General features: G+C 65.1%; 19 protein-coding genes and 1 riboswitch. Of the genes, 11 read left to right on the forward strand and 8 right to left on the reverse strand.

Features of this window, described 5'->3' with window-relative positions:
• The 4 genes from thiD to V6657_RS17450 all read right to left on the reverse strand — a co-directional run bounded on the left by thiD (position 1) and on the right by V6657_RS17450 (position 4963).
• Positions 1–912, reverse strand: a complete 912-nt coding sequence (gene thiD, locus V6657_RS17435; protein ID WP_048935220.1) for a bifunctional hydroxymethylpyrimidine kinase/phosphomethylpyrimidine kinase — start codon at positions 910–912, stop codon at positions 1–3.
• 392 nt (positions 913–1304) lie between these two features.
• Entirely contained in the window at positions 1305–2000 is a 696-nt protein-coding gene (locus V6657_RS17440) for a hypothetical protein (protein ID WP_048935219.1), read from the reverse strand.
• Positions 2001–2081: 81 nt separating this feature from the next.
• Positions 2082–3476, reverse strand: coding sequence for an alkaline phosphatase (locus tag V6657_RS17445; RefSeq protein ID WP_048935218.1), 1395 nt, complete (start codon positions 3474–3476; stop codon positions 2082–2084).
• Positions 3477–3493: 17 nt separating this feature from the next.
• Positions 3494–4963 (reverse strand): alkaline phosphatase, encoded by a 1470-nt coding sequence (locus V6657_RS17450; RefSeq protein WP_048935217.1) that lies wholly within the window; start codon positions 4961–4963, stop codon positions 3494–3496.
• 177 nt (positions 4964–5140) lie between these two features.
• On the opposite strand from V6657_RS17450, the gene V6657_RS17455 reads away from it, so the two are divergent.
• The 6 genes from V6657_RS17455 (at position 5141) to V6657_RS17480 (ending at position 10317) form a co-directional block, all read left to right on the forward strand.
• Complete coding sequence (locus V6657_RS17455) at positions 5141–5890, forward strand: AAA family ATPase (protein WP_048935216.1); 750 nt, start codon at positions 5141–5143, stop codon at positions 5888–5890.
• A gap of 134 nt (positions 5891–6024) precedes the next feature.
• Positions 6025–6789, forward strand: coding sequence for a hypothetical protein (locus V6657_RS17460; RefSeq protein WP_082170282.1), 765 nt, complete (start codon positions 6025–6027; stop codon positions 6787–6789).
• 176 nt (positions 6790–6965) lie between these two features.
• Positions 6966–7041, forward strand: a riboswitch (S-adenosyl-L-homocysteine riboswitch).
• Between the two features lie 123 nt (positions 7042–7164).
• Complete coding sequence (gene ahcY / locus V6657_RS17465; protein ID WP_048935215.1) at positions 7165–8589, forward strand: adenosylhomocysteinase; 1425 nt, start codon at positions 7165–7167, stop codon at positions 8587–8589.
• A gap of 52 nt (positions 8590–8641) precedes the next feature.
• Positions 8642–8989, forward strand: coding sequence for a phage holin family protein (locus V6657_RS17470; RefSeq protein ID WP_021196989.1), 348 nt, complete (start codon positions 8642–8644; stop codon positions 8987–8989).
• Between the two features lie 10 nt (positions 8990–8999).
• Complete coding sequence (metF, locus tag V6657_RS17475; protein ID WP_048935214.1) at positions 9000–9830, forward strand: methylenetetrahydrofolate reductase [NAD(P)H]; 831 nt, start codon at positions 9000–9002, stop codon at positions 9828–9830.
• Positions 9831–9855: 25 nt separating this feature from the next.
• Positions 9856–10317 (forward strand): TfoX/Sxy family protein, encoded by a 462-nt coding sequence (locus V6657_RS17480; protein WP_048935213.1) that lies wholly within the window; start codon positions 9856–9858, stop codon positions 10315–10317.
• Between the two features lie 6 nt (positions 10318–10323).
• On the opposite strand, the gene V6657_RS17485 is transcribed toward V6657_RS17480, so the two are convergent.
• Entirely contained in the window at positions 10324–10938 is a 615-nt protein-coding gene (locus V6657_RS17485) for a pyridoxamine 5'-phosphate oxidase family protein (protein ID WP_048935212.1), read from the reverse strand.
• A 19-nt stretch (positions 10939–10957) separates the two neighbouring features.
• Positions 10958–11563, reverse strand: a complete 606-nt coding sequence (locus tag V6657_RS17490) for a 5-formyltetrahydrofolate cyclo-ligase (RefSeq protein ID WP_048935211.1) — start codon at positions 11561–11563, stop codon at positions 10958–10960.
• A 42-nt stretch (positions 11564–11605) separates the two neighbouring features.
• Between V6657_RS17490 and V6657_RS17495 the strand changes: the two genes are divergently transcribed.
• The 4 genes from V6657_RS17495 to V6657_RS17510 all read left to right on the forward strand — a co-directional run bounded on the left by V6657_RS17495 (position 11606) and on the right by V6657_RS17510 (position 16970).
• Positions 11606–13567 (forward strand): lytic transglycosylase domain-containing protein, encoded by a 1962-nt coding sequence (locus V6657_RS17495; RefSeq protein WP_048935210.1) that lies wholly within the window; start codon positions 11606–11608, stop codon positions 13565–13567.
• Positions 13568–13776: 209 nt separating this feature from the next.
• Positions 13777–14781: a complex I NDUFA9 subunit family protein gene (locus tag V6657_RS17500; RefSeq protein WP_048935209.1), complete on the forward strand. Its 1005-nt coding sequence runs from the start codon at positions 13777–13779 to the stop codon at positions 14779–14781.
• Between the two features lie 216 nt (positions 14782–14997).
• Positions 14998–15687, forward strand: coding sequence for a glutathione S-transferase family protein (locus V6657_RS17505; RefSeq protein WP_048935208.1), 690 nt, complete (start codon positions 14998–15000; stop codon positions 15685–15687).
• On the forward strand, positions 15684–16970 hold the full coding sequence (locus V6657_RS17510; RefSeq protein WP_048935207.1) for a multifunctional CCA addition/repair protein: 1287 nt from the start codon (positions 15684–15686) through the stop codon (positions 16968–16970). Before V6657_RS17505 ends, V6657_RS17510 begins: the two co-directional genes overlap by 4 nt.
• A gap of 11 nt (positions 16971–16981) precedes the next feature.
• Here V6657_RS17510 and V6657_RS17515 read toward each other — a convergent pair whose 3' ends face one another.
• Positions 16982–17539, reverse strand: coding sequence for a TetR/AcrR family transcriptional regulator (locus tag V6657_RS17515; protein ID WP_048935206.1), 558 nt, complete (start codon positions 17537–17539; stop codon positions 16982–16984).
• Between the two features lie 89 nt (positions 17540–17628).
• Here V6657_RS17515 and V6657_RS17520 point away from each other — a divergent pair, with 89 nt between their 5' ends.
• A complete protein-coding gene (locus tag V6657_RS17520; protein WP_048935205.1) occupies positions 17629–18966 on the forward strand; it encodes an FAD-dependent oxidoreductase in 1338 nt (445 codons plus the stop codon).
• A 24-nt stretch (positions 18967–18990) separates the two neighbouring features.
• On the opposite strand, the gene V6657_RS17525 is transcribed toward V6657_RS17520, so the two are convergent.
• Complete coding sequence (locus V6657_RS17525; protein WP_048935204.1) at positions 18991–19896, reverse strand: glutamate/aspartate ABC transporter substrate-binding protein; 906 nt, start codon at positions 19894–19896, stop codon at positions 18991–18993.
• Between the last annotated feature and the right edge of the window lie 66 nt (positions 19897–19962).

Below are 19962 nucleotides of genomic sequence, written 5' to 3' on the forward strand. Positions count from 1 at the left end.
TCAGTCTTCGTCGATGTCCACTTCCAGCGCGCGCGGTGCAGCCAGCGGACGCGGCGCAAAGCCGTGGTTGAGCGGGCCGGCCCCGCGCCCCAGCGCCAGGTGACGCCCCGCGCCGATGGCGTGCAGCAAGTAGTCGAGCGCAGCCTCGATGGCGGCTTCCAGCGTGTCGCCACGCGCGAGGTGCGCGGCAATGGCAGCGGACAACGTGCAACCCGTACCGTGCGTGTGCGGCGTGTCGATGTAGGTGTGCGCGTAGACGCGCTCGGTGCCGTCGGCGGTGACGAGCACGTCTTGCAGCACGCCGTCTTCACCGGCGGTAGCCACATCCGCCAGATGCCCGCCCTTGAGCAGCACCGCACGCGGGCCCAGCGCCAGCAGATCGCGCGCGGCCGGCAGCATGTCGTCGGCCGTGCGGATGTCGCGGCCGAGCAGCGCGCTCGCTTCCGGCAGGTTGGGCGTGACGATCAGCGCGCGCGGGAACAGCCATTTCGCCATGGCCTGCACGGTGGCATCGGTGCCGAGCTGCGCGCCGCTGGTGCTGACCATGACCGGATCGACGACGAGGTTGGCGATCGGGTGGCGGTCCAGCGCCGAGAGGATGGCTTCCACCACCTGTGGCGTGCCCAGCATGCCGGTTTTGGCGGCGTCCACGCCGATGTCGCCTGCCACGGCATCGATCTGCGCGGCGACGATGTCCGGCGTGAGCGATTCCACCGCCGTCACGCCCAGCGTGTTCTGCGCGGTGATGGCCGTGATGGCCGACATGCCGTAGCAGCCGAGCGCCGCAAACGTCTTCAGGTCGGCCTGGATGCCCGCGCCGCCGCCGCTGTCCGAACCGGCGATGGTGAGTACGCGCGGCACGTGCGAGGCGGGGGCGGCAAACGCGGCAAGAGTCGGGTCAGTGATTGTCATGGCGGGGGACGTGTGCAAGCGGCGTTGGGGGTTGCTCGCACTATAGCGCCATCGCAGCCGGATCGGCGTGCGTGGTGCCGCGCACCATGACCGAGGCCCAGGGACGTGGCGATGACGCTCCGGAAGCCGGGATCGCGTCTCGGAGAGTCAGTGCCGGCTCTTGGAGAGTCAGCAGCGGGTCTCGGAGAGCCGCCAGTAGTTTCCAGAGAGTCGGCATCCGTTCCTAAGGAGCCAGCGCCGGTTTCCAGGGAGTCAGCATCAACTCTTAAGGCGCCAGTGCCGGTTGCCAGGGAGCCGGCATCAGCTCCTAACAAGCCAGCACTGGTTTCCGGGGAGTCAGCACCGGCGCCTGGAGAGTCCGCGTCGGGACTTGCCGTCCGGCGCGGGGGCGTTCAATCCATCAGGTCGGTGTAGTCGGCGGCGGCAAAGCGCTGGGCACGTACCCACGGTGCAGCGGCCGGGGCGGGCAGCGCCGTCACGCGCGTGAGCTTGCGCTGCGAGCCGCTGGCGTTGCGCGATTCCACGCGGCGCGGATACTGGCCGGCCACATCCCATTCCACCGTGACGGTGCGCTCGCCCTGGGCCGAGCGGTAGGTCTGCACGCCGTTGCGCACCGGGCCTTCTGCGCGCATGCCCTTGAGCGCGGCCGGGTCGAGCAGGTGGTATGCCGTTGCCCACGAGCCGTCGAAGCCGATGTTGGAATACTCGGCGGGCAGCACGTTGTAGTTCTTCTGCTGCGATTCGCTCACCACGCGCACGGTCAGTGCGCCCTTGGCGTCGCGTTCGATCCAGCGCGGGGCGGTGTCGGTGTCGGCGTGCTTGTGGCCGGCGTGGGTGTTGGTGGCGTCATGCTCGGCGTGGGTAGAGGCCGGCGGCAGTTCACGCGCGATCCACACGCGGTCGCCCTGGCGGTAGACGCGCTCGGCAAAGCGCATGTCGCGCTGGATGCCGTCGGTGCCGAGCGATGACAGTTGGTGTTCAACACGTAGCGCAGTGAGCGGCACGGATGCAGCCGGGCCGGCGGCCTGTGCAGTGGCAGCGAGCGCGGCCAGCGCAAACGAAAACAGAAGGCGGGCAGATCGGGTCATACGAATGCGAAGTCGGGAAAGCCAAAACGAAAAAAGCGCATGCCGATTGCCTCGGCATGCGCGTCAATGGAAACGCCAGGATCAGAGGCCCATGGCCGTCTTGACCACGCCGAACACTTTCGTGTTGTCCAGCGTGCCCTTCAGCGGTGCGCTGCCCGGACCAGAGGAGAACAGCATCACATCCCCGCCGCCGTGCGTTTCCGAACCAGGCGTGCCGAGCTGCACGCCCACTTCCTGCAAGTAGTCATCCGCCGTCGTGTCGATACCGGCCACGTTGTCACGCGTGGCCTTGCGCGGCGTGCCGCCGTTGCCGAACACCAGCGTGGTGTACGGCAGGCCGTCGGCGGCCAGTTGCGGCTGACCCGTCTTGATGTCGTTCGACACACCCAGGATCGGGTTGCCCTTGCGCGGGTAACCGTTGATCGTCATCGTGTGGTCGTGGTCGGCCGTCACGACGATCAGCGTGTTGGACAGATCCGCAATCGACAGCGCGCGCTTGATGGCTTCGTCAAACGCACCGGCATCTTCCAGTGCGCGCTTGGCGTTGGTGCCGTGCAGCGCGTGGTCGATGCGGCCGCCTTCCACCATCAGGAAGTAGCCCTTGCCGTTCTTCTGCAGCACGCGCACGGCCTTCTCGGTCATGTCCGCCAGGCTGGGTTCGTCCACATTGTTCTTCTTGCGGTCCAGCTCGTAGTTCATGTGGTCCAGGTTGAACAGGCCGAGCAGCTTGGTGGTGCTGGCCGGGTCGACCGCCGCCAATTGCGTGCCGGTGCTCACGTACTTGTAGTTGGCTGCCGTGAACTGGCCGATCAGGTCGGTGGTGTCCGTGCGCTTGCTGCCGGCGGTGCCCTGCGGCAGGTAGTGGCGGCGGCCGCCACCGAGCAGCACGTCCACACCATCCTTGAGCGCGGCGTTGAACAGCGCATTGCCCGGCGTGCCTTGTGCGGCGATTTGGTTTTCGCCATCGCGGTGGCAGATGTGCGAGTACGTGGCAGCCGGCGTGGCGTGCGTCAGGCGCGTGGTGGTGACGGCGCCCACCGACTTGCCAGCTGCCTTGGCCAGCTCCAGCAGCGTGGTGGCGGGCGTGCCGTTGCCTGCGGGGCAGGTGCTATCGGAGCCCGTCACATAGCCCTTGCCGGTGGCATCGCTGGCCTTGGTGTCCTGCGACATGGAGATGACTTCGTTGTTCATCTTCACGCCGGTCATGTAGGCCGACATCGACGGGGCGCTGTCGGTGGTCTGCGCATCGTTGGAATACGTCTTGATGCGCGCCGTGCGCTTGAGCGTTTCCATCGTCAGCTTGCCGCTCTCGCCCACCTTGTAGATGCGCGTGGCGGTGACGGTGGTCGGGCCCATGCCGTCGCCCAGGAAGAAGATCACGTTCTTGGCTTCACCAGCGGCGTGCGCTTGGGCACAGGCACCGGCGGCCAGCGCCAACAGGCTCGCGCGAATGATGCGGTTCGATTGCTTGTTCATGATTTGCCCGCTCCCTCTTACAGACCCACGGCCTGCTTGATGAGGCCGAAGACCTCGGTGTTGTCCATCGTGCCGGTAAAGCGCTCGGCGCCCAGGCCGCGTGCGCCGATGAAGACATCGGTGCCGCCGTGCGTCTCGCCGCCTGGTGCGACCGGGATGACAGCTTCCTGGTGGTACGTCGGGGCGTAGACGTCAGCATCCGTCAGCGCGCCGCGGTTGGGCTTGCGGCTCTCGCCGGTACCAAAGCCGATGATGGTGAACGGCGCGCCGGTGGAGTCGACAGCGTTGGCGCCCGTCACGTAGTTCTTCAGCAGGCCGAGCACGCCAGGGTTGGCGTCGCTGCTCGGGCCCGTGCGCTTGGCGTAGCCGTTGAGCACCAGCGTGTGGTCGTGGTCAGCCGTCACGACGATCAGCGTGTTCTTCAGGCCCGGGTCGATCGTGTTGAGCTTGTCGATCGCGCCGCGAATGGCCGAGTCGAACGCCACCGTGTCCTGCAGTGCCTTGCGGGCGGTGGTTTCGTGCAGCGCGTGGTCGATGCGGCCGCCTTCCACCATCAGGAAGAAGCCCTTCTTCTTGGCGGCGAGCACGTCGATGGCCTTGTTGGTCATCTCGCCCAGGCTCGGCTCATCAGCCGGGTTGCGGTCCAGGTCGTACGACATGTGGCTGCTGGTGAACAGGCCGACGACCTTCTTGCTGCTGGCCGACAGTGCATCGAACTGCGCACGGGTGCTGGCATAGCTGTAGCCGGCCTTCTGCAGATCCTTCGTGAGGTCGCGGCCGTCGGTGCGCACACCGCCGTCGTTCTTGCTCGACAGGAAGTGCTTGCGGCCGCCGCCGAAGATCACGTCCACGCCGTCGCCCAGCGCAGCGTTGTAGCCTGCGCCGCCCGGCGTGAGTTGTGCGGCGATGGTGTTCTCACCGTCGCGGTGGCAGATGTGCGCGTACGTGGCGGCCGGCGTGGCGTGCGTGATGCGCGTGGTGGTGACCACGCCCGTGCCGTAGCCTGCGGCCTTCATCAGTTCGAGCAGCGTGGTGACGGGCTTGCCGTTGCCGCTCGGGCAGGTGCTGTCGGCGCCCGACAGGTAGTCCTTGCCGCCCGCGTCATAGGCGCTGGTGTCCGGCGACATGGAGATGACCTCGTTGTTCATCTTCACGCCGGTCATGTAGGCCGACATCGACGGCGCCGAGTCGGTCACCTGTGCGTTGTTCGAGAAGGTACGCACGAAGCCGGTTTCCGGCAGCGTGTCCATGGTCAGCTCGCCGTCTTCGCCCACCTTGTAGATGCGCGCGGCGGTCATGGTGGTCAGACCCATGCCGTCGCCCAGGAAGAACACGACGTTCTTGGTCGGTCCGGTGGACGGGGTGGTCGGCTTGCCGGCATCGGGCTCGGCCGTGCCGGCCGTGGATGTGCCGTCGCTGCCGCACGCAGCCATGGCCAGTGCAACTGCCGCGGCGGCGGCGTACTTCGTGAGTTTATGGTTGTGCATCGTTGGCTCCCTGAACGATGCCCGGCACTCTGGTGCCCGCGTGTTGCACGTCTGTGATGCGGGTGCGCCGCTTCCTAACCCGATCGCAAGGTTGGCGTGTGACAGCGCATTGACAGTGCTGTGTGCTGCACGCTACGCGCGATACGATGCGGGCATCGTCCATTTGCCCTGCCGACCATGCTTACCGGCCAGTTCGTCAGCCACGTCACGCTGCGGCGCGACACCATCACCACCTTCGATGCGTATCCGTTCAGCCTGCCCGCCGTGCGCGCGCTCGATACGCTGGAGCTGCACCCCAAGGTCACTTTCCTGGTTGGCGAGAACGGCTCCGGCAAATCAACGCTCATGGAAGCGATGGCCGTGGCGCTGGGCTTCAACGCTGAAGGCGGCTCGCGCAACTTCCGCTTCAGCACGCATGCGTCGCACTCCGAACTGCACGCCCATTTGCGCATCGCTCGAGGCTTCCGGAAGCCGCGCACCGAGTTCTTCCTGCGCGCCGAGAGCTTCTTCAACGTGGCCACCAACATCCAGCAGATGGATGACGAGCCCGGCCTCGGCGGACGCGTGATCGATTCGTACGGCGGCAAGTCACTGCACGCGCAATCGCATGGCGAGTCGTTCCTCGCGCTGCTGATGAACCGCTTCGGTCCCAACGGCCTGTACCTGCTCGACGAACCCGAGGCCGCGCTTTCGCCGCAGCGGCAACTGGCGGTGCTCACGCGTCTGCACGACCTGGTGAAAGCAGAGAGCCAGTTCGTCATCGCCACGCACTCGCCGATCTTGATGGCGTATCCCGATGCGTGGATCTATCAGTGCGATGGTGACGGCATCCGGCGCATCGCCTATGAGGAGACCGAGCACTTTCAGGTGACGCGGGATTTTCTGGCGAATCCGCAGCGGATGTTGAACATGCTGTTGGATCACTGAAGCGCGCGTCTTCCATGATTGGCGTTTGTGTTGATTCAGTAACGTGGCGCCGGTTTTGGCCGTGGATAATGCAGCCGAGGCCCGGCCACCCAATGCGCCGGCGGCTATTGAGCACCGCAATTGAATGCGAAGCCATGAAACTGAACAGAATGCGATGGATGTTGGCCAGCCTCATGGCGGCCTTGTGCGCGATGGTTGTCGCCGGATGCGCCCAACAACCCGTAGCGTTGGACAAGCGCGCGGATTCCGCGCAACTCGGCACGCAGTGGGGCGAAGGGATTGAATCGCGCCTGCAAACGGTCGATCTTCGGCGTGTGAGCAGCGAGCCGGTGATTCAGCACACGCTGTCGTACTCGGAGGCCAGCGGAGAAGGCCGAGCCGTCCGCGAAATCATGCTCGCCAAAGGCCGGATCGGATTGACCGTGCTTCGTGACGGAAACGAGCCGTGGTCGATTTACCTGGATGGCGCGAACGGTCACCTGCAAGGTAAGAAAGGTGAACGCTATGTGCTGCAGTATCAGAATTACTCGAAGCAGACCATCTACGAAATCGTCACCACGGTGGATGGCCTGGACGTGATGAACGGCCGGGCAGGCAGCATCCGAAACAACGGCTATGTTCTGAAGCCGGGTGAAACCCTGCAGGTGGAAGGATTCCGCAAGAGCCGGAAGGAAGTGGCTGCGTTCCGTTTTGCTGAGGTGGACGACGCCTACGCGGCCAACAGCAAGAACGGGGCGGCCAGCAATGTTGGTGTGATTGGTACCGCCGTGTTTGAGCTGTACGACCCGAACAAGAAGAGCAAGCCGTCCCCAGCGGAAGGCCCGAATGCATTCCCGGGCGATGACAAATCGGGCGACGATCATCGCTTTGCCAGCCCACCCGAGTACAGGAAAGGTTGATCGCCTCACGGGGCCGTCGTTGACGGCCAAGGTGGCGAAATCGCGACGCTGAAAGCGAGGCCGGTCCGGGCGAAAGCCTTGACCGGCCTCGTTTTCATTTGCCGGTGGCCTCATGCATCACACGGCAAGCGCGTGTTGACCTGCCGCACCGGCACTGAATCCGCTACAATCCAGCCCATTCCGAGGAGCGTTGCAACGGGCGGGCACTGCCCCGACCGCCAGGCTCGGAAGTTCAAACGGCGCTCGCAGTATCGTGGCTGACACGATGGCGAGAACGCATCTATCCGGGGTCCGGCGCATTGAAGCGCGTGGGCGCTCCGACTCAGCAGTTATCTCTCCAGCGTGCGGTCACCCCCATCTTTTCGGAGTGATCCAATGAACGCTGTGACCGACCTCAAGAACGACTACCTCGTCGCCGACATCAAGCTGGCCGACTGGGGCCGCAAGGAAATCGCCATTGCCGAGACCGAGATGCCCGGCCTGATGGCGATTCGCGACGAGTTTGCCGCCAGCCAGCCGCTCAAGGGCGCGCGTATTGCCGGCTCGCTGCACATGACCATCCAGACCGCCGTGCTGATCGAGACGCTCAAGGCACTCGGCGCCGACGTGCGCTGGGCCTCGTGCAACATCTTCTCGACGCAGGACCACGCTGCTGCGGCGATTGCCGTGTCGGGCACGCCGGTATTTGCGTACAAGGGCGAATCGCTCAAGGAATACTGGGACTTCACCCACCGCATCTTCGAATGGGCCGACGGCGGCACGCCCAACATGATCCTGGACGATGGCGGCGACGCGACGGTGCTGCTGCACCTGGGCGCCAAGGCTGAGAAGGATGCTTCCGTCATCTCCAAGCCGACCAGCGAAGAAGAGACGTACCTGTTCGCGGCCATCAAGGAAAAGCTGGCGAAGGACGCGACCTTCTACAGCCGCAACCTCGACGCCATCAAGGGCGTGACCGAAGAAACCACCACGGGCGTGCACCGCCTGTACCAGATGGCCCAGCGCGGCGAACTGCGCTTCCCGGCCATCAACGTGAACGACTCGGTCACCAAGAGCAAGTTCGACAACCTGTACGGCTGCCGTGAATCGCTGGTCGACGGCATCAAGCGCGCGACCGATGTGATGATCGCCGGCAAGGTGGCAATCGTGGCCGGCTACGGTGACGTGGGCAAGGGTTCGGCCCAGGCGCTGCGCGCGCTGTCGGCGCAAGTGTGGGTGACGGAAATCGACCCGATCTGCGCACTGCAGGCCGCCATGGAAGGCTACCGCGTGGTCACCATGGACTACGCTGCCGAGCACGGCGACATTTTCGTGACCTGCACGGGCAACTACCACGTCATCACGCACGACCACATGGCCAAGATGAAGGACCAGGCCATCGTCTGCAACATCGGCCACTTCGATAACGAGATCGACATCGCCTCGATCGAGAAGTACCAGTGGGAAGAGATCAAGCCGCAGGTCGATCACGTGATCTTCCCGGACGGCAAGAAGATCATCATCCTCGCCAAGGGCCGCCTGGTGAACCTGGGTTGCGCCACGGGCCACCCGTCGTACGTGATGAGCAGCTCGTTCGCCAACCAGACCATCGCCCAGATCGAGCTGTGGACCGAAGCGCAGAAGGGCTCGAACAAGTACCCGGTGGGCGTGTACACGCTGCCTAAGCATCTGGACGAGAAGGTCGCGCGCCTGCAGTTGAAGAAGCTGAATGCGCAGCTGACCGAGTTGACGGATCAGCAAGCCGCGTACATTGGCGTGAGCAAGCAAGGCCCGTACAAGGCTGACCACTACCGCTACTAAGCTGTACCTGCCGGCGGCACCCCGCCGCCGGCATTCAACCCGAGGACTCCCCATGAGACTGCTCGCTGTCTGGGTCATCAACGCGCTGGCGTTGCTCCTTGTCGCCTATCTGCTCAAAGGCATCCACGTCGCCGGTTTCACCTCCGCGCTGATTGCGGCGCTTGTGCTGGGTCTCGTCAATACGCTGATCCGTCCGATCCTGGTCATCCTCACCCTGCCGGTGACGATCCTCACGCTCGGGCTGTTCATCTTCATCATCAACGCGCTGCTGTTCATGTTTGTCGGCAACGTGCTGTCGGGCTTCCAGGTGGCCAGCTTTGGCTCGGCGCTGCTGGGCTCCGTGCTGTACAGCGTGATCTCGTGGCTGCTGTCCAGCTTGCTGCTGGGCGAGCGCCGTTAATGGGTCTTCCATGAACGATCGTCAATTCAGTTTCGAATTCTTCCCGCCCAAGACGGCGGAAGGTGCCGAGAAGCTGCGCAACACGCGTGCACAGCTCTCGCCGCTCAAGCCGCGTTTCATTTCCGTGACCTTCGGCGCAGGCGGCACCACGCAGCAGGGCACGCTCGATGCCGTGGTGGAAATCCAGCGCGAAGGCATCGAGGCCGCACCGCACCTGTCGTGCGTGGGCTCGTCGCGCGAGAGCATCCGCGCCATCCTCAACACGTATCGCGAGAACGGCATCCGCCGCATCGTCGCGCTGCGCGGCGACATGCCCTCGGGCATGGGCGAGATCGGTGAATTCCGCTTCGCCAATGAGCTGGTCGAATTCATCCGCCAGGAAACCGGCGACGCCTTCCACATCGAGGTCGCGGCGTATCCGGAGTACCACCCGCAGGCGCGTTCGCCCAAGCACGATCTGGACAACTTCGCGCGCAAGGTGAAGGCTGGCGCCAACTCTGCCATCACGCAGTACTTCTTCAATGCGGATGCGTACTTCCAGTTTGTTGCCGACGCGCACAAACTGGGCGTGGACGTGCCCATCGTGCCCGGCATCATGCCGATCACGAATTCGTCGCAGCTGATGCGCTTTTCCGAGATGTGCGGCGCCGAGATTCCGCGTTGGGTGGCCAAGCGTCTGGAGAGCTTTGGCGACGATCGCGAATCGATTCGCGCCTTCGGCCTGGACGTGGTGACGGCACTGTGCGATCGCCTGCTGCAAGGTGGCGCGCCGGGGCTGCACTTCTACACGCTCAACGCGGCCGGCGCCACGCGCGCCATCTGGCAGCGCCTCGGTCTGTAAGCAACGAGAGAAGAAGGAGATCGTCATGGCAGCCGCACCTGATCCGCTGGTCGCCTGGCTGCTTGACGAACTCCGACCGCTCGCCGCGCAGATCGGCGAGATCCGCGCCCGCCGCATGTTCGGCGGCGCAGCGCTGTATTACGACGACATTGTCTTCGCGCTGGTGATCGACAGCACCTGCTACCTGCGCGTGGATGACGCCACGCGGGCGCGCTTTCTTGCGGAAAAGTCGGTGCCGTTCAGCTACGACCGTGAGGGTCGCACCATCAGCATGAAGGGGTACCTGAGCACGCCGGCCGATGCGCTGGATGGCGGCCAGCCGCTGCGCGATTGGGTGCGACTGGCGATTGAAGCTGCGCTGCGCGAGGCAAATGCGAAAGCGGCCAAGCCGAAACGCGCCGCCACAAAGACAACGGCGACCAAGAAGGTCGCCGCCAAGAAAGTCACTGCCAAGACTGCCGCCGCCAAGAAGACGGCCAAGCGCTGAACGCGCTCAATACAGCGTCGTCTTCAGCCGCTCGGGCAGTTCACGGTCGTAGGCTTCTCCATCAAACGTGCCGCCGCTGATGTGCTGCAGGATCTTGCCTGCGGTGGGCAGCGCGGGTTTTGTCTCCTGCGCGCCGCGCTCCCACAGTTTTGAGCGCACCACCGCCTTCGAGCAGTGGAAGTACACCGTTTGCACATTCACGATGATCACGCTGCGCGGCAGCTTGCCTTGCACGGCAGATGCGGCGAGCAACTCAGGATCGGTCGAAATCGTGGCCGTGCCGTTCACGCGCAGCGTTTCGCCTGCGCCCGGCACGATGAAGAGCACCGACACGCGCCCGTCTTCCACGATGTTGCGCAGGTTGTCGATGCGGTTGTTGCCCGGCCGATCGGGAATCACCAGCGTGCGCGCATCAAGAATGCGCACAAAACCCGGCGCATCGCCCTTGGGCGAGGCATCCGTGCCCGCTGCCCCCACCGACGACAGCACGATGAACGGCGAGGCCTCCACGAACGCGCGGTAGTGCTCGTTCAGGTGGTTGATCTCTTTCAGGACGGAGCGCGGGTTCGGCGTACCGTACACGGCTTCGAGGTCGGCAACGGTCTTCAACGTATGGGACATAGGCGTTCCTGCGGGAGAGTTAAAAGACGCCACGCTCGGTGACGATGCAATCGAGCGCGATGTCGTGCGGTTGCGGCGCGATGGATTCCACCCGGTTCACCTCGAATGCCACGCCAATGGTGTGTGGACGATGGCCGGCGGCGTGCAGCGCGGCGAGCGTGCGGTCGTAGAAGCCGCCACCGTAGCCGATGCGATAGCGCTGCGCATCAAAGCCGACGCAAGGAATCAGCAAGGCATCGGGCGTTTCCATCTCACCCGAGCGGGGGATGGGGATGTTGTACGCGCCCGTCGCCATTTCACAATCGGGCGTCCATCGCCGAAACTGCAAGGGCGAAAGCTTGTCAGTCACCACGGGCAGCAGTGCGTGGCGCGTGGCATCCGTCGTCAACCAGTGGCCCAGCACGGTCAACGCATCGAATTCGCCCTGCGTTGGCCAGTAGGCGGCCAGGCGTTTGACGGGCAGCGTGCGCAGCAGGTCGGCCAGGTGGTGCGCCAGTGCGGCGTCATGGGCAACGCGGTCCGGCAGCGCAGCGCGCGCGTCGAGCAGCATGGCGCGCAGTGTGCGGCGGGATTCGATCGGCGTAGTGGGGTTGGCCGGATCGTGCGGGTTCCCTAAGGCTGACATGGGATAATTCAGCGACCTAACAGTGATGGGACGGGGTAGGAGATGGCATTGAAGGGCAAGGCAGTATATCGCGCAGTGGCGCTGGCTTTTGCAGGGGTGATCGGCATCGGCGCGGTGGGTCCGCTGAGTCCGATTGTGTTGGCCGGGCCAGCCAAGCGCCAGGCGCCGCAAGGCATTCCGGCCAATCCGGATGACGCCTTTGTCGAGTTGCGCAATGCCGCACGTCGCAATGACGTGTCGCGCGCGTGGGAGTTGGCCGACAGCCTGTCCGACTACCCGATCCAATCCTACGTGCAGTATTTCCGTATCAAGCCGCAGCTCTTTGATGCGAGCGGCTATGCGCGCACCGATGCGCCGGACGATGAGATCCGCCCGTTCCTGCAACGCTACCAGGGCGAGGCGATTGCCGACCGTTTGCGCAACGACTGGCTGCTGGTGCTCGGCAAGAAGCGCGACTGGGCCACCTTCGACGTCGAGTATCCGAAGTTCGTGCTCAAGGACGACACGCAGGTCGAGTGCTATGCCCTGCTGTCGCGCGCCATGAAGGGTCAGAACGTGGCCGCCGATGCGCGCAACACGCTGTCCGATCCGAAGGGCTACGGTGAAGGCTGTATCGATCTGATCGGGTATCTGGCGCAATCGAACCAGTTCACGCGTGCGGACGTTGCCTTTGCGGCCCGGCTGTCGCTGGAGCAGAACCTGGTGACGCAGGCGTCGCGTATCGCGGCGGTGCTGTCTCAGGGCGATCGCGTCGACAACGATACGCTGGCCAACGTCACCCGCATGGCGCGCAATGATCCGTCGCAGGCCACGGCGTATCTGATGTCGCAGAGCGGCAGCCTCTCCCGTGAAGAGCAAGGCGCGGGCTGGGGCGTGATCGGCCAGTACGCGGCCAAGAAGCAAACGCCGGATGCGCTCGATGCCTACCGTCGCCAACTGACGCTGGGCGGCGATGCGTGGCTGTCGGACGATTCGCAGGAATGGCGCGTACGCACCGCCCTGCGCGCGGGCGATTGGAAGATGGTGCGCCAAGCCATCGACAAGATGCGCCCCACCCTGCGCGATCGTGATCCGGCCTGGACGTACTGGTACGGCCGTGCGCTCAAGGCAGACAATCGTAACGACGACGCCAACAAGCAGTTCCAGTCGATCGCCGGGCAGTTCAACTTCTACGGCCAACTGGCGCAGGAAGAACTCGGCCAGCGCATCACGGTGCCGCCAAAGACCACCGTGACCGATGCCGAGATCGACCCGATGGGCCGCAACCACCCGGGCTTCGGTCGTGCCAAGCGTCTGTATGACCTGAACCTGCGCTTCGAAGGCAACCGGGAGTGGAACTGGGAGCTGCGCAACATGAGCGACCGCGAGCTGATCGCCGCGGCGGAATACGGCCGCAAGCTCGGCCTGCTCGATCGCACCGTCAACTCGGCCGACAAGACTCGCGCCGAGCATGACTTCTCGCTGCGCTTCCCCACGCCGTTCCTCAACGTGGTGCAGCGCAACGCCGAAGCCGTTGGTCTGGACATCGCCTGGGCCTACGGCCTGATCCGCCAGGAGTCGCGCTTCATCATGGATGCGCGCTCGTCGGTGGGCGCCTCGGGCCTGATGCAGGTGATGCCGGAAACGGCCAAGCGCGTGGCCAAGAAGATCGGCCTGCCGGGGTTCCGCCCCTCGCAGATGAGCGACATCGATACCAACGTGCTGCTGGGCACGAGCTATCTGTCGATGATCCTGACGGATCTCGATAGCTCGATGACGCTGGCGACTGCCGGCTACAACGCCGGCCCTGGCCGCCCGAAACGCTGGCGTTCGACGCTCACGCGTCCGGTGGAAGGTGCGATCTTCGCCGAGACGATTCCCTTCAACGAGACGCGCACGTATGTGAAGAACGTGCTGTCCAACGCCACGTACTACAGCGCGTTGATGACCGGCCGCCCGCAGTCCTTGAAGGACCGCCTGGGCAAAGTCGGGCCGGAGGCGGTGACGCCGGACGACTTGCCATAAGCCACGCAAACGAGCGACGCCAACAAGCGACGACATCGTCATAAAACGCCCGCAGCAATGCGGGCGTTTTGCATTGGGGCGGGCGTTCTGACGGTCACAACGGTGCCGCACGCAGCACATCGCACTGTTGCGCCTTGGGGGCGGTCGCTTTCGGGATGTATTGTGGTGGAGCCCCCTCTGTCCCTCTCCCCCCGTCTTGGAGATGCATCATGCACACCTCCAATCTGCTCGTTTTTGGTGGCACCGGTTTTATCGGCACACAGTTGCTCTCGCGGCTGGTGACCGAGACCTTTGCCGCGCCCGGCCTGCCCGAAGGCCGCGTGATCGTGCCCACGCGCGATGCCGAATCCGCTCGGGCGCACAACCTGACATTGCTGCCGCGCGTGGATGTGATGGATGCCGACATCTACGCCGATGACGCTCTCGACGCGCTATTCCTGGCGCTCACTGAACGCGGCGGCAAACACTGCGCCGTCATCAACCTCGTCGGCGTGCTGCAGGACGAGCGTGCGATGCCCTACGGCCCCGCGTTCCAGCGCGTGCACGTTGAATTGCCGCGTCGCATCGTCGCCGCTTGCCGCCGGCACGGCGTAGACCGGCTGCTGCACATGAGCGCGCTGGGCGCTGATCCCGCCGGCCCGTCGATGTATCTGCGCAGCAAGGGCGATGGTGAACGCGTGGTGATGAACAGTGAGCTGGACTGGACGGTGTTTCGCCCATCCGTTGTGTTCGGCCCGCAGGATCACTTTCTCAATCTGTTCGCGCGCATGCAGCGCATGGCGCCGTTCGTGCCGCTGGCCTGTGCCGATGCGCGCTTCCAGCCTGTCTACGTCGACGATGTGGCGGCGGCCTTCGTCAACGCGCTCGACAATGCGACCACCATCCGGCGCGCGTATCCACTGGTCGGCCCGCGCGTCTACACGCTGGCCGAGCTGATGCGTTTTGCCGGACGCGCCAGCGGCCACCGTCGCTGGATCGTGCCGCTGCCGGAGGGCCTGGGCCGCATGCAGGCGGCGCTGTTCGAGCACCTGCCCGGCGCACCCATCTCGCGCGACAACCTCGATTCCATGCGGGTCGACAATGTCAGCGCGGAGCCGGTCGCACCGGAGCTCGGTATCCACCCGCTCGGCATGGAGGCCGTGATGGTGCCAGCGCTGGCCGGATTCGACCCCAATTCTGGATTGAGCGCGGCACGCGCCCGGGCACATCGTTAGCGAAGCCTCACGCGGTGCGCCGCGTTTGTGAGGCCAGCTAACAACCGTAGCCAATCCGTTTCATTTTGTCGCGCTGCAGCGCAGGGCTAGAATGACTCGTTCGCCCCACGCTGCAGCCCCATTCTCCATCGCCAAACACAAGAGCGTTCTGGTGCGTCGGCGTGACATACGCGAACTCCCACAATAATTGCAGTGCACTCTCCAAGGACGGGAATCATGAAACTGGTCATCGGCAACAAGAACTATTCGTCGTGGTCGCTACGCCCGTGGCTGCTGGCCAAGCAGGCCGGCATTCCGTTCGAAGAGATTCGCGTGCGTCTGTTTGTTGAAGGGTTTTCCACCGAAATCCGCCGCTACTCGCCGGCTGGCCGCGTGCCGGTGCTGGTGGACGGCGACATGACCGTGTGGGATTCGCTCGCCATCTGCGAGACGCTGGCCGAGCGCTTTCCGCGTGCGCAACTGTGGCCGGCGGACCCGAAGGCCCGCGCGCACGCCCGTTCAGTCTGCGCCGAGATGCACTCCAGCTTCGGCAACCTGCGCAGCAACATGCCGATGAACGTGACGGCCGTGCTGCCCGGCATGGGCTGGAACGTTGCCGTGCAGCGCGACATCGACCGCATCGCGCAGATGTGGACCGAGCTGCGCCAGAAGTACGCATCGGAAGGCCCGTTCCTGTTCGGCCACTTCACGGTGGCAGACGCGTTCTATGCGCCGGTGGTCAGCCGCTTTGCCACGTACGGCGTGCGCCTGCCCGAAGCCGCCAAGGCCTATGCAGACCACATTCTCAACCTGCCCGCCATGCAGGAGTGGATTGACGGCGCACGCGCTGAGAACGACTTCATCGCCGACGATGAGCCGTACCGCACCGCGCTGGATGAGGAAACACTGGTCGCCGCCAATCAATGACGGAGCGCGCAGCACAGACTGAGGCGATCGTCGATCCAGCCACGCATGGGTTGGAGGTGTATGCCGTGGGCGGTGCGATTCGTGATGCGCTGCTCGGGCTGCCCGTGCAGGATCGCGACTACGTGGTTGTTGGTGCCACGCCGGAAGACCTGGAGGCACGCGGCTTTCGCGCCGTCGGCAAGGATTTCCCGGTCTTCCTGCACCCGCGCACGCAGGCCGAGTACGCGCTCGCCCGCACCGAGCGCAAGACGGCGGCCGGCTACAAGGGCTTCTCGGTCTACTACGCGCCCGACGTCAAACTCGAAGACGACCTGATCCGCCGTGACCTGACCATCAACGCGATGGCGCAGCGCGTGGCGGAAGACGGTGCGCTGGTTGGCCCAGTCATTGATCCCTATGGCGGACAGGCCGACCTGGCCGCGCGCACGTTCCGGCATGTGTCGGATGCGTTCGTGGAAGACCCGGTGCGCATCCTCCGGCTGGCGCGCTTTGCTGCACGCTTTGCCGACTTCCACGTTGCGCCCGAGACCAACGCGCTGATGCAGCGCATGGTGCAGGCTGGCGAGGTGGATGCACTGGTCCCCGAGCGCGTGTGGCAGGAAATCGCCCGCGGGCTGATGGAGGCGCACCCGCAACGCATGTTTGCTGTGTTGCGCGATTGCGGTGCGCTGGTGCGTCTGCTGCCCGAACTCGATCGGCTGTGGGGTGTGCCGCAGCGTGCCGACTACCACCCCGAGGTCGACACCGGCGTGCACACCATGATGGTGATCGAGACCGCCGCCGCCATGGGCGCGCCGCTGCCCGTGCGCTTTGCCGCGCTGGTGCATGACCTCGGCAAGGGCACCACGCCCGACGATATCCTGCCGCGCCACATCGGCCACGAAGAACGCAGCGTGCCGATGATCGACGTGGTCTGCCAACGCCTGCGTGTGCCGACGGATTGCCGGGAACTGGCATTGGTCGTTGCACGCGAGCACGGCAACATCCACCGCAGCGACGGCTTTGATGCGACGGCACTGGTGCGCCTGCTGGAACGCTGCGATGCATTGCGCAAGCCCGAGCGTTTCCGTCTGGCACTGCAGGCGTGCGAGGCGGATGCCCGTGGCCGGCTGGGGTTTGAGGATCGCGCCTATCCGCAAACGGAGCGCCTGCTGCAAGCGTTGCAGGCTGCATCGTCCATCGATGCCGGCGCCGTTGCCAAACGCTATGCCGACAACCCGGCGCACATCAAGCAGGCCGTGCACGTGGCGCGCATCGAGGCGGTCACGCAGGCCGGCATCTAGAGAGACTCAGCTCAACTCGGCTCGGCCAGCGCGGCCAGCCGCTGCGACATTGCAAACAACTTCAGGAAGAACGCACGGAACGCCTCGGGATCGGGGCGTGCCGTGGTTTGCTGCGCGCCGATAAAGCACAGGTGCGCGATGCGGCCCCAGAACGCAGCGTCGCCCGGTGCGCCGCCATCGAGGCTGCACAGCGAGGTGGCGAAGGCCAGCCGCAGGGCGTCCACACGCTGCATGGTGTCGGCCACCAGCGGCTCGCGCATCGCCCAGGCGCGGATGGCGACTTCGCGCTGCGGGTGCATTGATGCGGCGACATCGAGGTAGCGCATGAGCAGGGTCTCGGCGGTGTCGTCGGGCTGGATGAGCGAGAGGATGCTGCCGGTGTAGGTGCGCTCCCACTCGGCAAGCAGGCTGCGCACGTAGTCGTCGCGGCTGGTGAAGTGGTGGTAGAACGCGCCGCGCGTCACGTTCAGGCGGCGGGCGAGGCGCTCCGCAGAAATGCCGACAGCCCCTTCGATGTCGAGCAACTCGAAACCGGCTTCGATCCAGTGCGCGCGGGTGGTCTTGGGCATGGTGGCGTCCTTGGGGCAAAAACTGACAGGCTGTGTAGGGTGCGCAGCCGGCCGGTATTGTAGGCGCCGTCATCCCCTTCTTCCTTGCCATGCGACATTTCATCGTTGTGGGTGCGGGCATTGCCGGGCTCAATGCCGCGCGCCATCTGCAGCGGGCCGGCTGCTCGGTCACCGTGCTGGAAGCGGCACGCTCGCCTGGTGGGCGCATCCGCAGCGTGCCCTTTCACGGCCAGACCATCGAGTGCGGCGCGCAGTTCGTGTCATCGCGCTATCGCTACGTGCTGCCATTGCTGCAGGAGGCTGGGCTGGCCTCGCGCCTGCGCAAGACTTCGGCGGTGGCGGCCATGCAGCGCGGGCCGGTGTTCCATGCGGTGCACAGCAAGCGCCCATGGACGCTCGGCACCAGCGGCCAGCTCACCTGGGGCGAGACCTGGCAGATGCTGCGCGGCGGCCTCGCAACCGCGCGCGAGGTACGCGGCGTCGACCCCAGCCACTACGCCAGCCTTGCCGCGTTGGACGACGAGGATGCGCAGGCCTGGAGCACACGCGTGTTCGGCGAGGCGGCCGCGCGCTACTTTTTCGAGCCGATGGTCCACGGTCTGTACTTTCATCGGCTGGCCGGCACGTCACGCGCGCTGCTGGGTGCGCTCACGGCCTTCAACGGTGCTGATACGCTGACGGCCGATGGTGGCTGGCAAGCCTTGCCGCGTGCGATGGCGTCAGCGCTCGACGTGCGTTACGGCGCGAATGTGGAGCAAGTCAGCGAAACGTTGGAAGGCGTACGCCTGTGCGTGAACGGGGAATGGCTCGATGCCGATGGCGCGGTGCTTGCCGTGCCGGCGCATGTCGCACGCGCATGGTTGCCACAGACCAGGCTTGGAGAATCTGCGGTGCTGGACGCACGCTACGCACCGAGTGTGCATGTGGCACTGGGGCTCCCGCCGTCCTGGTCGGCGCCCAAGGTGTTCCAGCCGGTGTACGGCGCGCTGTTTGCGCCGGTGGAAGGCAGTCCGCTGGCTGCACTCACGTTTCAGCAAGGGAAGGCGCCCGGCGATGGCCCGATCGTCTGCGCGATGCTGGGCGAGCGGGCAGCGGCAGAGGCCGGGCATTTGAGCGATACAGCGCTGGTGCGCTTTGTCGTGGAGGCGATGGCCGCGCACCTGCCTGGCATCGACCGGGCCGCGGTGTCGACACATCTGCAGCGCTGGGAGGCGGCCGAGCCGCGCTCACCCGTGGGCCGCGCACGTGCGGTTGCTGCCTACCGCAATACGCTTGGGCGTGATCGCCGCGTCGTCCTGGCGGGAGACTACCTCGGCAGCCCCTGGACGGATGGCGCCGCAGAAACCGGCCACTGGGCCGCACAGCACTTGCTGGCGGCCCGCATGCTGCAACCGGACCACGCGGCGCTGGCCCGCGCGGTTGCTTGAGCCATCTGACGTGGGCCTGTCCTCTTACTCGAACGGCGTGTCGTTCGGGTTGGCGTACAGCGCCTTCAACTGATCGCTCATCTTGAAGTTGAAGTTCAGGCTTTTGGGCGGCACCGGTTTCTCGAACCACTTGGCGTAGAGCGTATGGATCTCGCCGCTCTTCATGACGCCGGTGAGCGTGTCGTCCACCAGCTTCTTGAACTGCGGATCATCCTTGCGCAGCATGAAGCCGTACGCCTCGAACGACTGCGGCGTGCCGGTCACGACCCAGTCGGTGGGCTTCTGTGCGAGTGTGCGTGCGCCGGCCAGCAGCACGTCATCCATCATGAACGCCGCCACGCGGCCGCTTTGCAGCGTGAGGAAGGATTCGCCATAGTCTTTGCCGCTGATGACGTTCATGTTCATCTTCTTCTCGTCGTTCATCTTGCGCAGGATGCGCTCCGACGTGGTACCCGCGTTGGTGATGACCGACTTGCCTGCCAGGTCCGGGAAATCCTTCACGCCCGAGTTCACGCCCGTCAGCAGGCGCGTGCCGGCAATGAAGAAGGTGGTCGAGAACGCCGTCTGTTGCTCGCGCGATTTCAGGTGCGTGGTCACGCCGCACTCCAGATCCACCGAGCCGTTCTGCACGAGCGACGTGCGGTTCTGCGAGGTGACCGGAATCTGCTGCACCTGCAGGTTGGGCTTGCCCGTCTTCTGCTTGACCGCGTCGATCACGTGCGAGCACAGGTCCGCCGAGAAACCGATGATCTTGTTCTGGCTGTCGCGGTACGAAAACGGAATCGACGATTCGCGCACGCCGATCAGGATGGTGTTGCTGTCCTGGATCTTCTTGAGCGTGCCGTCGAGCGCCTGCGCCTGCGCACCAACGGCGAACAGGCTAGCCAGCGCCAGCGGGATGGACCGGATACACCGGGTGGTCAAACGCATACTTCCTCCAATGGTTGTGTGACGCGGCCTTATGTGTGGCCGTCTGTGTGGTGGCTTCGTGGTGAT

The organism is Ralstonia sp. RRA (assembly GCF_037023145.1).
In the GTDB taxonomy this organism is placed as follows: Bacteria; Pseudomonadota; Gammaproteobacteria; order Burkholderiales; family Burkholderiaceae; genus Ralstonia.